The sequence below is a fragment of the Iodobacter ciconiae genome (assembly GCF_003952345.1).
Classification (GTDB): Bacteria; Pseudomonadota; Gammaproteobacteria; order Burkholderiales; family Chitinibacteraceae; genus Iodobacter; species Iodobacter ciconiae.
Window position 1 is genome coordinate 390,099 of record NZ_CP034433.1, and the last position, 14,481, is coordinate 404,579.

Genomic DNA, 14,481 nt, shown 5'->3' on the forward strand with positions numbered 1-14,481 from the left:
AGTATTTCCTTGCTAAGAGCTGACTGATATCAAGTTGAGATGACAAGGATTATTAATTAAATATGTCGTTTCATATGGTAGTTCAATCGGCTCAGAGCTGGTTTCGTCGGCTTGGCAGTGCGCGGATTAAAATTTTACTGGTACTGCTGCTGCTGATGGTGGTCTTTACATCACTAATGCGGCTCGTCATGTGCAACGGGGGGCGCCATGATGCAGATACACGTTTGTCTGCTGCAGTGCGTACCCTGCCTATGCTTGTGTCTGCTGATTATTTTCCCCGCGCTCTGGCAGGCACCGTGATCCCTCAGGATGAATATCTGCATTATGCGGAGAGCTTGAGCCGCTATTGCCAGATTGCAGGTTTGCGCTATCTCTATGCGTTTAAACGTGAGGGTGAAAAAGTCCTGTATCTGCTTGACAGTGCTTCATCAGCGAGAGAGGTGAAGAAGCGCCCCTATCAGGCTTTCTATGCAGATACCGGAGAGCATGCCCTGGCGGCATTAAAAGATGGTTTGCCTCGCACGGTTACTGTGAGTGATACAAGGGGCGAGTTTCATACTCATTTATTGCCTGTCCGCCTTGCTGATGGTTCTTATTATTTATTGTTCGCTCGATTATTGAGCTGGGGCATATTCTGGGGCTATCTGTGATTGCCGAAGGGGTGGAAACCGAATCGGCATGGCAGACACTGGCAGTTATGGGCTGCGATGAAGCTCAGGGCTATCTGATCGCCGCACCCATGCCTGCCAAAGCGTTTTTTCTTTGGTGTAGAGCTGATTCAAGAATGCATCTGCCCATTACTCCTCCCGGTATGGCTGAGGGAAGTCATCCCATACGGCATTTATCCTGAGAGGAGGATTCCTGGTGGGTTTATAGCGTAGCAGACCTTGATTAAGACATGAAGTCCGCCTGCTGCTGCAGAGGTTCAGATATCCGCGTAGTTGGAGACTTCAATTAAATTTAAATCCGGGTCCCGAAAATAAACCGATATGATTGCTCCGCTTGCGCCTGTTCGTCTGACCGGGCCCTCTGTAATCGGAACTCCACAGCTTTGCAGATGCAATATAACCTCGGAAAGAGGTGTTGATGTGATCAGGCAAATATCTGCTGAACCGGGTGTTGGTGCTGCCGCTTTGGGCTCGAGCTCTTTCCCCTGTTCGTGCAGATTAATCTTTTGCGAACCAAAAGAAAGTGCTTTTCTACCTGCTCCAAATGTCACGACTTCCATACCAAGGACTTGCTGATAAAAGCGGGTTGTTTGGTCGATATTTGCCACAGTAAGAACAAGGTGATCTATATGGTCGATTTGCATAGTGTTGCTCCTGATGCATGTGAATAGAACCTGCGTCAAAGTGCAGGAACTTTGATGGGCAGAAAAAGTGTCAGAGGTGTGCACCACGGGAGAGCCTGGCAATATCGTGTGCTTCTGCCACCAGTACGCGTTGATTTGTCTGGCGTGCTGCATTGAGCATCGCTTGCCCAACATCATCCGTTGTCACGATGAAGCTGGGAAACAGCCGCCGAATCAGCGACAGCAGGGGGCCGGATAGATTGTAGAAGTAGCGGTAGGCCGCTGTTTTCGATTTGGCACCATGCAGAGGCTGGATAATGCTGGGGCGGAACAGATAGATGCTCCTAAATGGCAGCTTTTTTAAATCATTTTCGGTCTTGCCCTTCACTCGCGCCCACATACTGCGCCCCTGCTCACTGCTGTCGGTACCGGCTCCTGAAACATAGACAAACGTCATCTCCAGATTGAGTTCTGCCAGCAGTTTTGCCACAGTTAATGTAAGTTCATAAGTAATTTTTTGGTAAGTGTTCTCGTCCATCCCAGAGGACGATACGCCTAAACAGAAGAAGCAGGCATCAAAACCGCGCAGCTCGTCTTTACGAGCGTCCAGCCTCATTAAATCCGCATGCACGAGTTGCTGCAATTTGGGATGGGCCTGTGTGAGCGGCGTGCGGCCCACTGTAACGATCTGGCTGACATCGGCTGCTGCCAGACACTCGCGCAGCACCCCTTGCCCAACCATGCCGCTGGCGCCAAAAATCAGGATTTTCATGTGAACTCCATTTTATGAGTAAACAGTCAAGGCTGAAATTATTCAGAGCTAAGCCGAAATACTCGCCTTATTTCACCTGTGGCTGGCCTTGGTAATTAAACTTACTCAGGGCCATTATAATTTTTTGAAAGAGCTATTTTTTTGTTCAGGTTTTAAGATTGATTTGATTTACGTTGCTTATGTAATGTGTGCACACTTTGCCAGCAGGTCAGCATAATACCCAGCCAGATTGGAATATAAGTGCCTAAGCCTGCAATACTAAAGGGCTCCCCCAGTACAAACAGCGAGATAAAAAACAGTAAGACCGGCTCTACATAACCTAGAATGCCGAGTAAGCCAATCGTGAGTAATTTACTTGCCATTAAATAGCAAACAAATGCTGTGGCCGTCATGATGCCAAGACAGGGTAATAAAATCCATAGTGCTGGTGTTGTATGCAGGGCCTGGCTGGCGGCAGGGTGCAGATAAATCACGAGTACAGCAACTGGCAGAATAAACAGCGTTTCTATTAAAAAGCCACTGAAAGGATCCAGATGCAGGGCACGGCGTATCATTAAATAGGGCGGGTAGCCAAGGGCGGTTACCAGAGTGACCCAAGAGAAGGCACGTGTCAGCCATAGTTCATGTAGCACACCGATCAATGCAAAAAAAACAGCCAGCCATTGCAATTTACTTGGGCGCTCTTTGTAAATAAAAAAACCGACCAGCACCATGACCAGGGGCAATAGAAAATAGCCAAGAGAAACCTCCTGTAAGCGCCCCTCCAAGGGGGCCCACATAAACATTGCCTGCTGAATTGCCAGCAATAGTGCGTTTACAGGAAGTGCCAGCCAGAGAATGGGTTCGTGTTTAAAACGTGCCAGCGTGCTGCGTATTTTGGCTCCATGCTTTAAGAGGGCTAAAAGCAGCAGCATGGCAGGTACTGTCCAGATAACCCGCCAGGCAAAAATATCCAGGCCATGAAGGGGGCTAAGCTGAGTGCTATACCAGCCTAAAATAGAAAATACCAGAGAGGCAGTGAGAGAGAGGAGTAATCCTTGGCCTGACAGCATGGTTGATCTTTTTGCCGTGAAAATTGATGTTTGGAGTAAGTTTTTTTGTAGCAATTTCCCGTCTTGTTAATGCTCCTTTGCTATACAGACCGGCTTTGCCAGTATTTCTTATCGGAAAATGCGCTGCGTAACTATTTTATTTATGATCGGTAAGGTGTTTAGTTTTTTTGATTGAGGGGCAAACCTTAAATCATAAAAAAAGCAGATTAATGCGCACAGAGTGATTCATTTATATTTTTGCCCGTAAAATTCTGTGATATTTTGATTATCCAGCTTCAGGCAGGCATCCTCTGGTCATCAGACTATTTTGCAGAAATCATCTGAATGGAAAATGGGGGATAATGATATCACCTGTGATGTTGTGCCTGCTGTGTCTGTTATCCCTCCTTTTAAATAGAAGGGGGCTTCATATATAATGCCCGCCTGCATTTTTTACTAGTCGCCTGAAATGTTGCTATTTTGCCACTGTATGCTTGGATTTTAGGCTGGGATGTTCATTTGGAATAAGATCTATATCTGGAAAAAATACAAATTATTTAAAAATAATGATTTATTCTGTTGCTGGAAAAGTAAACAGAGTCGGGCTGGAATTAAGCTTTTTTAAAAGCTGGTTTTTATGTCAAGTAGTTGCAAGAATTGCTTCTACTCTGAAGTAAATATGTTTTGGGTGAATGTTTAGCCTCGCTTTTTTGAATGACGAATCATTTAGTTTATGGCATTCTGTTACCTTGGTGATTCGGTAATCAAATTATGGATTATGGGGATTGTTACTATTACAAGTGGTTGATTTTTGATATATTTATTCACTGTAAGCGATGACGATACTGTTAGTTTTTCGATGAAATAAGTTATCTTTAGCTGTCATTTTTTATAAAAATACCTCTGTTGCAAAATATATTGAAAAATAAAAAGGTTGTATTGCATATTAAATTGAATTTTCTACCTGAAGTAGCGGTAGTCTGTCTGAAGAAGTATCAAGTTAAATAAATTTAACTTGTGGTTTGCCTGTTTTTCGCACAGTTTTAAAGATTTAATTTTCCCGCCTTGAACCTGTTGATTAGGCGATATAAATTAATCAGGTTTTCCTTAGGAATTCTTAATAATTCCCTTTTTGCCTGCCAGGCAAATTGCTATATCTGTCATTGACTGAGATTAATCATGGTAATTACCGATCTTGCTCCAACCCCATTATGGCGTCATTTTGATACGCTTTGCCAATTTCCACGGCCATCCCGGTATGAATCTGCTTTGCGTGATCATATTCAGGCTTGGGCGACAGAGCACGGGCTGCATGCGCAGCTGGATAAGGGCGGAAACTTAATAATTCGCAAGCCTGCATCGGTGGGTATGGAAGACAGGCAGGGAGTGGTATTGCAAGGGCATTTAGATATGGTGGCGCAAAAAAAACGCCGGTCATGACCATGACTTCATGAAAGACCCCATTCTGACCCGTATCGAAAACGGCTGGGTCCATGCGGAAGGCACAACCCTGGGGGCGGACAACGGAATCGGTGTGGCTGCTGCACTTGCTATGCTGGAAAGCAATCTGCCTCATGGCCCGCTGGAAGTGTTACTGACTATTGATGAAGAAAGCGGCATGAGCGGTGCACGCGCACTTGAGCCGGGTTTATTACAAGGCCAGTTATTACTGAATCTGGATACCGAAGAGTGGGGTGAAGTCTATGTGGGTTGTGCAGGCGGGGTAGATGTCAGCCTGTCGCGTAAATTAAGCACAGAGCCATTAGCTGCGGGTTTTGATGTGTTTGAAATCTCGCTGACAGGTCTGGTAGGCGGGCATTCGGGTGTTGATATTCACCTTGAACGTGGCAATGCAATCCGTTTACTGGCACGAGTGATCAATGCTGCCTGCCGTGATGTGGAAGCCAGGCTGGTGTCGTTTAATGGTGGCACTTTACGTAATGCTCTGGCGCGTGAAGCCTTTGCTAAAATCTCGGTTGCAGCCTGTGATGCCCGGCGTTTGGCAGAAATTGTGGGTAGTCATCAAGCTTTGTTTCGTGATGAATTAGCAGGCACAGATCCTCATTTATCCATCGCTTTGAAACCGTCCGTGGCAGATCTGGTGCCTGTTGCCGCTCATGCGCGTTTAGCGCTTGATATGTTGCTTACTCTGCCACACGGCGTGCGCAGCTGGAGCAAGTCCTTGGCTGGTGTAGTAGAAACCTCAAATAATCTGGGTGTGGTAAGCGTTAGTAATGGCCGCTTCGAGGCTGTGTTAATGGTCAGATCACTTAAAAATATTCGTATGCGGGAGTTGGCTGATGCCATCGCTGCGGTGGGGCGTCTGGGGGGCTGCGTGGTTGAGGAAGAGGGCGAATATCCGGGCTGGACTCCCGATTTAAAATCGACAGCTCTGGCGCTTATAGAAAATGTATATCAGCAGCGATATGGTAAAAAACCGAAAGTACAGGTGATTCATGCTGGCCTGGAGTGTGGCTTACTGGGGGCTATTTATCCAAAAATGGATATGGTCTCTTTTGGCCCGACTATTCGTGGTGCCCATTCTCCGGATGAACGGGTTGAGATTGCCTCTGTTGCTTCTTTCTGGGAATTGCTGGCCGATACACTGGCAGCAGTGCCTAAAGCCTGAGTAGGCTCCAATTGATTTTGTCACGCCCATGCCGGAGGGAATCTTGTACCGGATGATGGATAAGAATATTCGGGAGTGATGATTTAATTTGTTTGTTTTAGCATTTTTTTTATTTAAAGCAGGCTTGGATGTATTGTATTCATTAGTGAGCTTTATTTACTATAAGTAGCTCACCGCTTTTAAATGGGTGATTGCCAGATGAAGCCCATGCGGGGAAATGATTTTTTTGTGGTGTCGATAAGACAAACAAGGGAAATCATTCGTTTATAAGGTATAAAAAAGCGGGCAAAACATGCCCGCTTTTTATTTATATACTGTGTGCTTACTGGCTGTTATTCACAAGATAGTGCACTGCAGCAGCAAACTCAGCATCAGAGCCGCTATAACCGCCTTTAGGGGGCATCGCGTTCAGGCCTTTTGTCGCAATGGCAATGGCGCTGTCTACACCATCTTTTAGGCGCGGAGCCCATGCTGCCTTGTCTCCCAGCTTTGGAGCACCAGCCAGACCCGTTGCATGGCAAGCCATACAGACTGAATCATAAATTTCTTTGCCCTTGGTTGCCGGATCAATTGCTGCAATGCCAGCTGTTGCAACGCCTGCTTCTTTAGACTCTTCAAATTTTGCACCAGCAGCATTTCCCATATAAGCCACTGCACGTTTAACTTCATCATCTGTCAGATCTGCAGAGCCACCCTTGGCTGGCATGGCATTAAAGCCATTGATAGCGTGCGTCCAGAGTGTTTCAAAGCCTTTGGAAATGCGGGCACCCCAGGCACTAGCATCTGCAAATTTAGGCGCACCCGCAAGGCCTGTGTCATGACAGGATAAACAGACTGATTCGTAAACGGCCTTACCACTTTTTGACCCCGGAGGGCCACCATCAACAACCTTAATGCTCCCCACAGGCTGTAAGCGTGCTGAAACTGCTTCAGTTGTCATGGTCGGGCGGGTGATATCAACACCACTACCTGATGTAAACAGCTTGATCAGCAGATAAACAAATAGCGGCACCCCAATCACTGCCGCCAGAATCATGCCAGCAATGCCCTTTGACGCTTTCACGTTGCTACCGCTCATTGTCATCCCTTTTTATGTAAGTTCATGAGTTGGAAATAAAACCATATACGATTGGGGGTGATTATACCGACATTTTGTAGCAAGGAACAAAGCCTACACGTAGACTGAGGCGCATAAACACGTTATTATGCGCTCCTTCCTGTCGTGCGCTCATAGCTCAGTTGGATAGAGTGTCAGTTTCCGAAGCTGAAGGTCGTAGGTTCGATTCCTACTGGGCGCACCAATCAAATATTAATTAAACCAAGCCTTAAGGCTGTATGGCTGAGTCTAAACCATTTGAATATATGGTTTTAATTACGGGGTCACTCTGCTTTTTCTTGTTTTAATATTTCTCCTTTCTTGTTTTTTTCTAAGTAAATCCACTCTTTTTCTGTATTTCTTTTTTTACTTATCTGTCGCTATTTTCTCATGCCCTGCAGGCTTTCCTTCTGGGAGAGTGACGCTTTTAAAGATAAATTTGCGCTTGTGAATGGCCTGTGCGGGCTTATAAATATAGCTCTGACTGGCCCCTGCCTAAAGCGTAGAATTGTTGGCACCAATGTAGGTGACTAGGCTATGTTCTGGGTATATGTGCTTCAAAGCAGCTGGCCGTGATTACTGTACGCTTTCTTGTCATTTGATTTGCTGTCGGGCGACAACCAGTGGGAAGCATGTCAGCAGATTTTCTGGCACATTCCTTTTATTTTGTGATGGTTTAATTTCCATAGATTCTGTTGATAGGGGCATGATTTATCTAAAGGATAAATGACATGATTTCTGGCCGTATTGGCCATTATGTCTGAGATTAGGAAGTTTTAGTGTAAATTAAAATTGCCAAATTAGTTTGTATTGAAATTGATTTTTTAGCATGGTTGTTATTTATAAAATATTGGTTTTTTAATTATTTTTTATTGGTGTTGATTTTCAAATTTATTATTTTGTACGGTTATTTTATTTGCTGCCTATTGCTTGTAGGTTGTTTGATTTGTTTTGTGTGTGAGTGTGATTTATAAATTGATGGTTGGTTCTTTTTTTTGATATTGTTTTTTGTAAAATAACAGATTAATTTATGCCGTATGACATATTTACATTTTTATTGTGAAATAAACGACATACGTTTTTATTTTTTTTATGATTTACTTGTGCTAGATTTAAACACGTTAGCGTGTCTGTTTTTTTTGTTGCTGCTAATGGTTAAAAACTGAATCATTATCCGATATTTAAGTACAATTTTTTGTAAGAAATTTCCTTAAATTTTATGAAATCAGGAGTTTAATTATGCAACTACGATCAATTGTTTTTGTTATAAGTTCATTGTTTGCTTTGCCTGTATTGGCTGATTCAGCCGTAAAACAAAGCAGTGCCGATTCATCTGCTGAGCAAAAAACACCCGCAGAGCGTCGTGCTGCGATTGATCAAACGGCTCAGGAAACACTGGCTCAGATTTATAAGAAGTATCCGAAAGCAAAATCACAAATTGCTAAAGCACCGGCGTATGCAGTATTTCGCACGGGTGGCTTTCAGGCTGTTTTTGTAGGAGCGGGTGGCGGTGACGGAGTTGCCGTAGCCAAGGGTAAACGCACTTATATGAATATGCTGCAGGGAAAAGTGGGTTTGGGGCTGGGGGCCAAGGAAACACGTGAGGTTTGGGTGTTTACCAGTAAGGATGCTTATAACAAGTTTATTTATTCTGGCTGGAGCGCAAGCGGTGAAGTTGGTGCTGCTGCAAAGGCCGGGCAATCAGGTGCGCAGATTGCAGGCGCCAAACATTTGTCTAAAGATGTTTATGTTTACCAATTTACCGAAAATGGTTTAACCGCTGAAGTGACTGTCAACGGAGCCAAGTATATGGTGAGTGATGAGCTGAATAAACAGTAAACTTCATAAAGATATTTGTTTTTTGGGCCTGCCGCCTGCCTTTTATATTTGGAAGGGGGTCCGGCAGGCTTCCAGCTGACAATAAATGGCTGTTTTTTGGATGGATAATGACTTGATTTGTTTGAAATTACTAAAATGATAAGGCGCTTTATTACAAAGCTGAATGCTTTTGCTCTGCCCAGGGATCAGCAAGAGCCGGCTCTGCCTGGGCATGAATTTCGTTGCGCCCAGTGTGATTTACTGCAAAAAATGGATGCAATATATGCAGGGCAGGGCGCAAGTTGTGCACGCTGTGGTCATCATTTATGCAGCGTACCGCTTAATCCCTTTGATACCCCGCTGGCTTATGCGCTGGCTACGCTTATTTTATTAGTATTGAGCTGCGCTTTTCCTCTGCTTAATCTGCGTATTGCTGGCGTAGAAAGCCAGATGACTTTTCTAAGCAGTGCCAAATCACTGGTCGATGCAGATTTTGGCATTGTTGCTAATGTATTGCTGAGCTGCGTGCTCCTGATTCCTGCTCTTTTTTTATGTGCGGTTATTTATTTGGCAGTTGCACTGAAATGGTCTTTGCATTGGCCTGGTTTGCGTAGTGTGCTGCGGCTTGCCATCCGGCTGGAACCCTGGATGATGGCTGATGTATTTGTGATTGGCATCCTGGTCAGCCTGATTAAATTAGCGATGCTCGCACAGATCAGTTTTGGTTTATCTTTTTGGGCCATGTTGCTTTTTGCCATTTCGCTGATTAAAACCGTAACCGTTTTTGATGTGCACTGGTTTGGTTTTCAGCTGGATCATCTTGCTGGCCTGCCTGCCCGGCATCTTAGAATGAACGGGGCCAAGTCCTGTACGGTTTGTGGTTTTTTTAATGCCCGGCAAGCCCATCAGTGCGAGCGCTGTCATGCCAGGCTGCACTCGCGCCGCCCGCATAGTGTGTCGATAACCTGGGCGCTGCTGCTTACGGCTATGCTGCTTTATCTGCCTGCTAATTTATACCCGATGATGATTACTGAGTCCTGGGGGGAGAGTACGCCTTCCACCATTTTGGAAGGGGTGCTGCTGCTCTGGCGTATGGGGTCCTACCCGGTAGCGATCATTATTTTTGTGGCCAGTGTGGTGGTGCCGCTTGTGAAATTTATTTCGATCACAGTGCTGTGTATTGCTGCCCGAAGTAAATCAAAGCAAGGTGCGTTGCACTACACCCGGCTCTATCGCATGACCGAGCTGATCGGGCGCTGGTCCATGGTGGATGTGTTTGTGGTGGTGATTTTGGTCGCGCTGATTCATATGGGTAAAATAATGTCGGTTCTGCCCGGTGTAGCCGCCGTTTCCTTTGCAGGTGTGGTGGTGCTCACCATGCTGGCGGCTTTAAGTTTTGATGTTCGGCTGATTTGGGATGCTGATCAGCGGGCAGAAAAGTAAGCTGCTGCTTTTTTTTAAATGAGTGGCATAAAAGTTTATGGGCAAAGCCCAGGTATCACAGGATAAGGCGGATGGAAGAGCAGGCTGAATACGAAACTGAATTACCCCGGGCAAAAATGAGCTGGCTGCGCAGGATATCCCTGGTCTGGTTAGTGCCGATTGCCGCACTTTTGCTGGGAGCGTGGATGGTTTTTGATACCTGGCGGCATCAGGGGCCGGAGATTACCCTTTATGTGCCCAATGCTGAGGGAATTGAAGTAGGTAAAACCACGGTGAAAGTGCTCTCGGTGAATGTGGGTAAGGTTACTGATGTAGAGCTTGATTCCTCTGCGCATCGGGTGCGTATTACTGCCAGGCTGGATGTAGAGGCACGCAAGCTGTTAAGTGAAGACAGCCAGTTCTGGGTGGTTAAGCCAAGGGTGGATCGCAGCGGAATCAGCGGGCTATCTACGCTTTTGTCTGGCTCGTTTATTCAGCTTAATCCCGGTAAGTCCGAAAACATGAAAGAAGCTTTTACGGTACTGAATGCTCCGCCGGTTACTGCTGCCGATGTGCCGGGGCTGCGCCTGGTATTGTCTGGCCGAAGTGTTAAGGTTTTAAGTGTGGGTGACCCGATTTTGTATCAGAATTTTGAAGTAGGACGTGTTGAAAAAGCCGAGTTTGATCCTGAGCAACGGCAAATGAATTATCGTCTTTTTATTCAGCGCCCTTATGACCGTCTGGTCACGGTTAATTCGCGTTTCTGGGTAGCTAGCGGTGTGCAGCTATCATTAAATGCAGATGGAATAAAACTTAATACCGGCTCGGTGGAATCTATGCTGTCGGGGGGCGTTGCATTTGGTGTGCCGGAAAATATGCCGCTGGGTGAGCAGGTGAGTGATCAAAGTGCTTTTACTTTATTTCCTGATGAAGCCAGTTCTTTGGAGCGCCAGTTTGAGCGTCGCCTGTCTTATGTCGCACTGTTCAGTGATTCGGTACGTGGCCTGAAGCCCGGTGCCCCGGTTGAGCTGCGGGGCCTGCGCATCGGTACGGTGGGCGCAGTGCCTTATTCAATCCCTAAGCTGGAAAACAAAACACGCAAATACCATGGTATTCCAGTGCTGATTCACCTGGAGCTGGGCCGTCTGGCGGCAGGAGCTGAAAAAGAGAGTGATGATTACTGGCGTAAGGTGATCGCAACTCAGGTGAATAGCGGTATGGTTTTAAAGCTTAAAAATGGTAATTTGCTGACAGGCGCTTTATATGTCGATGTTGATTTTAGCGGTAAGCCACAGAATAAAGCACTTGCTCGATACGATAATCTATCTGTTTTACCTACAAGCGATGCTGGTTTGGCCCAGATTGAAGGCAAAGTGATTGCTTTACTCGATAAATTAAATGCCCTGAAGCTGGAAGGTGTGCTGGAACAGGGGGGGAAAACACTGGATGAAACAGGCAAGCTGGCTGGCGATGTCCGTGCCCTGGTCAAAACGCTGGATGATTTTGCTCAGCAGCCGCAGGTACAAGGGCTGCCTGGCGAGTTACAACGCACCTTAAATAAGGCAGAAGAAACCTTAAAAACACTGCGTAGCACGGTGGGCGATTATTCCGGGCAATCTTCTGCCTATGGTGAATTAAACCGCGCATTGGGCAGCTTAAATCAAGTGTTGCAAGAGGCCAGACCTGTGATTCGTACGTTAAATGAAAAGCCTAATGCGCTTCTGTTTGATCGTAAGCAAGAGGATATTCAACCTAAAGGGACACAGCCATGAAACGGCGTAGTGCACTATTGGGGCTATGTTTGCTGCTGAGCGCATGCAGCAGCATGCCGGTTACCCGTTATTATCGTCTGCCTGATGTTGCAGTACAGCAGACGGCGGCTAGAGCGGAGCGCCCTGTGGTACAGATTGACATCCGGCTGGCAGATTTTCTGTCTGCAGGGGGAATTGCCTATCAACAGGGAGAGGTGGGCATTACACTTGCCCAGCAAAATCTGTGGGCAGAAAGACTGCAGGAAGGGATTAAACGCGTACTGGTAGCCAGAATGCAGCAGTATCAGCCCGCCCGGCTTTGGCTTGGTTCGCTACCCGATACCAGAGTAAGTACACTAAGCCTTGAAATGAACCAGTTTAATGGCCGTGATGACGGCAAAGCGGTGCTGGCAGGGCGCTGGTATTTGAGAAATGCGGAGCAAAAGTTGATAGTGCAATCATCATTTCAGCTTGAAGTGGCTCAGCAGGGCGCAGGATACGAAGCCCTGGTGCTGGCGCTGGGCGAGGGGTTGGATCAGTTAAGTCAGAACATCAGTAAGGAATTATCTTTATAGATTAGTGTTTTGGGCAGAAAGCACATATGCCACTTTGATTTTCTGCGTTTCGGCCAGAAATGCATCAAACAATATATATTTAATTTTTGGGGCAATTATTTTGATATAAATATTCTGGATATATTTTAAATTGTAGCCAGATGCCAGCTGATAAATATATGATTCATTAATAAATGCTTAAAGAGTAATAAAGAATGCGGGTAAATTTGAAAGTGCCATTTGCTGAAAAAGACAGTGCAAAAGCTCTGGGCGCACGCTGGGATGCGGCAAAAAAAGTGTGGTACATCATAGATAAGGCCGATTTAAGCCCCTTTTTGCAATGGATGGATGAAAAGAGCGCTGCACCGCTTGCCCAGGCCCCGCTTGCAAAAGTGTCTGCGGCAAAGCCTTTGCCACTACTTCCCGGAGTGGATTACGATTCCCCCCCCTGGGAAGTAACAGATCACGATATTATTTTAAAGTAAGCCTGTGTTTAAAATGTCCGCCTAAAAAATGCTGCATAAGCCAATTTTTGTAGAACAGCGCTTTTTTAAAGATGATCAGCAAGGGCAACTGGGGGAGAAGCTATTTTATTAATAGAAAAGATTTGGTTCTTTTGTAATCTGGAAAACCATGCTTTAAGCATTTTTTCTTCGAATTCAAATTCTTTTCTATGGCTGGATCGGCTAATTCCTGACATATAATTCATATCACGTAAATTTTCCGTATTTGATACAATCCGGCCTTCATGTGAAAAGATATAATTAAATGTAATTTTGGGGTTGTAGATTTCTTTAATAATACGGATCTCATTAAAATTGTGACTGGCCTGCGGATTAATCTCACCGGCTAAATCAAAATCTGTAATGGTGATTTCCAGCAGGGCATTATCGGGCAATAGAGCCGCCAGGCTGGCAAATACGTTATCAAAATGCTTGAAGAGTCTTTCTTGAAAGCGGTCTTGTCGTTCATGCGCGGCGCGGATATCGCTGTATCTTTCGGGGCTTTGCCAGGTAATTTTGGCTTCCCCTGCCCATACAGGGCTGCTCAGTAATCCCAACAGAGCTAAGCTTAGTAAAATTGTTTTCACTTATAAATCCCCGGTGATTATTGTTTAGTGAGAAATAGTTTGATTACACTTGTCAATAAAGTTTTTTAAAACAAAGTATTATTCTCATTTTATGCTATATGAATGAATTGCCTGGTTAATCTGGTAAGAAAGAGCTGCTCAATAAATGATTATTGCAATTATAGATACTGATTGATCTGCTTATCAGGCCAATAATAAGATAAACTAAACGCTGTTCTGGTCCTGAGTAAGTAAATTCTTCATATCAATCTGGATTTTTCTTTAGCTAATCGCTGTTTGTATGACCGAATGCTTCAAAATTACGCCTTATGCTGTAAGGTCTGAGCATAGACTCTGATTTTTTGATGGCTCAGCAACAAAATCTGACAATCATTGGATTTATTTGCTCTTTTTAAGTTATCTTATTTAATACTGACAGGGTTTAAAAGCCTGTGCTTAGCGATTTAAATCAGCTAGGTTTATTTAATGATGCCGATCCGGCCTGCAAACGATGCAAATATTTAACGAACTAAGGAATTCTTCAATATGGATGTTTTGTACTATTGGAAAGATGTAAAAGCAGATATGGCCGCCGGGCACATTGGCTGGTTTCGTTCGTCTCGTGGCAAGCTGGCCGAGTTGAGTGAAAGCTATCCTGATCGCATCTGGGTTGTGAAGACGCCCGTAGGTAAAAAAGGCAGTGTGCAATTGCTTGCCTGCGTTCGCTGGAGCGATAAAGCGGCTGTGAAAGTACCTGTGGTGGATGTGCAATCAACCATTTTTTACGATCCTGCACATGTTCAGAGTATGTGGTTTGAGGGGGCGGACAGTGATGAGGCAGTTGAGGCAACCAGCAAATGGCTGCGTGAGCATTTTTCTGCTGCTGTACGGGCTAATTTTCAGGGGGATAACGGTATCCACGCTCTGCGTGGCGATACGCTGCGTCAGCTGGAAAAAATCGCTCAGAATTTTGCGACACGCCCTTTTTTAGCCACTGACACTGAATAAAGTGGAGTTCGCGGAGCTTGCCTTCGCGAATATACAGCCC

The 14,481-nt window shown here is 45.4% G+C and carries 15 protein-coding genes and 1 tRNA gene; 11 read left to right on the forward strand and 5 right to left on the reverse strand.

Going from position 1 to position 14,481, the window contains the following annotated elements; genetic code table 11:
* Positions 1 to 62: 62 nt before the first annotated feature.
* Together EJO50_RS01670 and EJO50_RS01675 are read left to right on the forward strand one after the other, a co-directional pair.
* On the forward strand, positions 63 to 650 hold the full coding sequence (locus tag EJO50_RS01670) for a hypothetical protein (protein WP_125971281.1): 588 nt from the start codon (positions 63 to 65) through the stop codon (positions 648 to 650).
* Positions 647 to 850 (forward strand): hypothetical protein, encoded by a 204-nt coding sequence (locus EJO50_RS01675; RefSeq protein WP_233702138.1) that lies wholly within the window; start codon positions 647 to 649, stop codon positions 848 to 850. The genes EJO50_RS01670 and EJO50_RS01675 overlap by 4 nt, the downstream gene beginning before the upstream one ends.
* Before the next feature lie 75 nt (positions 851 to 925).
* On the opposite strand, the gene EJO50_RS01680 is transcribed toward EJO50_RS01675, so the two are convergent.
* From EJO50_RS01680 to rarD, 3 genes are all read right to left on the reverse strand, one after another.
* Positions 926 to 1,312: a VOC family protein gene (locus EJO50_RS01680; protein WP_125971283.1), complete on the reverse strand. Its 387-nt coding sequence runs from the start codon at positions 1,310 to 1,312 to the stop codon at positions 926 to 928.
* A gap of 70 nt (positions 1,313 to 1,382) precedes the next feature.
* The gene (locus EJO50_RS01685) at positions 1,383 to 2,063 is read right to left on the reverse strand and encodes an NAD-dependent epimerase/dehydratase family protein (RefSeq protein WP_125971284.1); all 681 of its coding nucleotides are present in this window, start codon (positions 2,061 to 2,063) and stop codon (positions 1,383 to 1,385) included.
* 152 nt (positions 2,064 to 2,215) lie between these two features.
* Entirely contained in the window at positions 2,216 to 3,115 is a 900-nt protein-coding gene (rarD, locus tag EJO50_RS01690) for an EamA family transporter RarD (protein WP_125971285.1), read from the reverse strand.
* Between the two features lie 1,158 nt (positions 3,116 to 4,273).
* Here rarD and EJO50_RS17325 point away from each other — a divergent pair.
* Together EJO50_RS17325 and pepD are read left to right on the forward strand one after the other, a co-directional pair.
* Complete coding sequence (locus EJO50_RS17325) at positions 4,274 to 4,534, forward strand: hypothetical protein (RefSeq protein WP_233702140.1); 261 nt, start codon at positions 4,274 to 4,276, stop codon at positions 4,532 to 4,534.
* A gap of 10 nt (positions 4,535 to 4,544) precedes the next feature.
* On the forward strand, positions 4,545 to 5,723 hold the full coding sequence (gene pepD, locus EJO50_RS01695) for a beta-Ala-His dipeptidase (RefSeq protein ID WP_233702142.1): 1,179 nt from the start codon (positions 4,545 to 4,547) through the stop codon (positions 5,721 to 5,723).
* 322 nt (positions 5,724 to 6,045) lie between these two features.
* On the opposite strand, the gene EJO50_RS01700 is transcribed toward pepD, so the two are convergent.
* Complete coding sequence (locus tag EJO50_RS01700) at positions 6,046 to 6,801, reverse strand: c-type cytochrome (protein WP_125971286.1); 756 nt, start codon at positions 6,799 to 6,801, stop codon at positions 6,046 to 6,048.
* A gap of 146 nt (positions 6,802 to 6,947) precedes the next feature.
* Between EJO50_RS01700 and EJO50_RS01705 the strand changes: the two genes are divergently transcribed.
* The 6 genes from EJO50_RS01705 (at position 6,948) to EJO50_RS01730 (ending at position 12,849) form a co-directional block, all read left to right on the forward strand.
* A tRNA-Arg gene (locus tag EJO50_RS01705) sits at positions 6,948 to 7,024 on the forward strand.
* A 1,034-nt stretch (positions 7,025 to 8,058) separates the two neighbouring features.
* Complete coding sequence (locus EJO50_RS01710; RefSeq protein WP_125971287.1) at positions 8,059 to 8,658, forward strand: lipid-binding SYLF domain-containing protein; 600 nt, start codon at positions 8,059 to 8,061, stop codon at positions 8,656 to 8,658.
* Between the two features lie 117 nt (positions 8,659 to 8,775).
* On the forward strand, positions 8,776 to 10,080 hold the full coding sequence (locus tag EJO50_RS01715; protein ID WP_125971288.1) for a paraquat-inducible protein A: 1,305 nt from the start codon (positions 8,776 to 8,778) through the stop codon (positions 10,078 to 10,080).
* A 71-nt stretch (positions 10,081 to 10,151) separates the two neighbouring features.
* On the forward strand, positions 10,152 to 11,831 hold the full coding sequence (pqiB, locus tag EJO50_RS01720) for an intermembrane transport protein PqiB (protein WP_125971289.1): 1,680 nt from the start codon (positions 10,152 to 10,154) through the stop codon (positions 11,829 to 11,831).
* On the forward strand, positions 11,828 to 12,385 hold the full coding sequence (locus tag EJO50_RS01725) for a PqiC family protein (RefSeq protein ID WP_125971290.1): 558 nt from the start codon (positions 11,828 to 11,830) through the stop codon (positions 12,383 to 12,385). Before pqiB ends, EJO50_RS01725 begins: the two co-directional genes overlap by 4 nt.
* 194 nt (positions 12,386 to 12,579) lie before the next feature.
* Positions 12,580 to 12,849 (forward strand): DUF5710 domain-containing protein, encoded by a 270-nt coding sequence (locus tag EJO50_RS01730; RefSeq protein ID WP_125971291.1) that lies wholly within the window; start codon positions 12,580 to 12,582, stop codon positions 12,847 to 12,849.
* Between the two features lie 65 nt (positions 12,850 to 12,914).
* On the opposite strand, the gene EJO50_RS01735 is transcribed toward EJO50_RS01730, so the two are convergent.
* Positions 12,915 to 13,454: a DUF3016 domain-containing protein gene (locus tag EJO50_RS01735; RefSeq protein WP_125971292.1), complete on the reverse strand. Its 540-nt coding sequence runs from the start codon at positions 13,452 to 13,454 to the stop codon at positions 12,915 to 12,917.
* A gap of 525 nt (positions 13,455 to 13,979) precedes the next feature.
* Here EJO50_RS01735 and EJO50_RS01740 point away from each other — a divergent pair.
* Positions 13,980 to 14,441 (forward strand): hypothetical protein, encoded by a 462-nt coding sequence (locus EJO50_RS01740; RefSeq protein ID WP_125971293.1) that lies wholly within the window; start codon positions 13,980 to 13,982, stop codon positions 14,439 to 14,441.
* Positions 14,442 to 14,481: the final 40 nt, after the last annotated feature.

Excerpts from the sequence above, each read along its gene's own strand:
- EJO50_RS01670 (WP_125971281.1), top strand. The coding sequence starts at position 63 with ATGTCGTTTCATATGGTAGTTCAATCGGCTCAGAGCTGGTTTCGTCGG.
- EJO50_RS01680 (WP_125971283.1), bottom strand. The coding sequence starts at position 1,312 with ATGCAAATCGACCATATAGATCACCTTGTTCTTACTGTGGCAAATATC.
- EJO50_RS01685 (WP_125971284.1), bottom strand. The coding sequence starts at position 2,063 with ATGAAAATCCTGATTTTTGGCGCCAGCGGCATGGTTGGGCAAGGGGTG.
- rarD (WP_125971285.1), bottom strand. The coding sequence starts at position 3,115 with ATGCTGTCAGGCCAAGGATTACTCCTCTCTCTCACTGCCTCTCTGGTA.
- EJO50_RS17325 (WP_233702140.1), top strand. The coding sequence starts at position 4,274 with ATGGTAATTACCGATCTTGCTCCAACCCCATTATGGCGTCATTTTGAT.
- pepD (WP_233702142.1), top strand. The coding sequence starts at position 4,545 with ATGAAAGACCCCATTCTGACCCGTATCGAAAACGGCTGGGTCCATGCG.
- EJO50_RS01700 (WP_125971286.1), bottom strand. The coding sequence starts at position 6,801 with ATGAGCGGTAGCAACGTGAAAGCGTCAAAGGGCATTGCTGGCATGATT.
- EJO50_RS01710 (WP_125971287.1), top strand. The coding sequence starts at position 8,059 with ATGCAACTACGATCAATTGTTTTTGTTATAAGTTCATTGTTTGCTTTG.
- pqiB (WP_125971289.1), top strand. The coding sequence starts at position 10,152 with ATGGAAGAGCAGGCTGAATACGAAACTGAATTACCCCGGGCAAAAATG.
- EJO50_RS01725 (WP_125971290.1), top strand. The coding sequence starts at position 11,828 with ATGAAACGGCGTAGTGCACTATTGGGGCTATGTTTGCTGCTGAGCGCA.
- EJO50_RS01730 (WP_125971291.1), top strand. The coding sequence starts at position 12,580 with ATGCGGGTAAATTTGAAAGTGCCATTTGCTGAAAAAGACAGTGCAAAA.
- EJO50_RS01740 (WP_125971293.1), top strand. The coding sequence starts at position 13,980 with ATGGATGTTTTGTACTATTGGAAAGATGTAAAAGCAGATATGGCCGCC.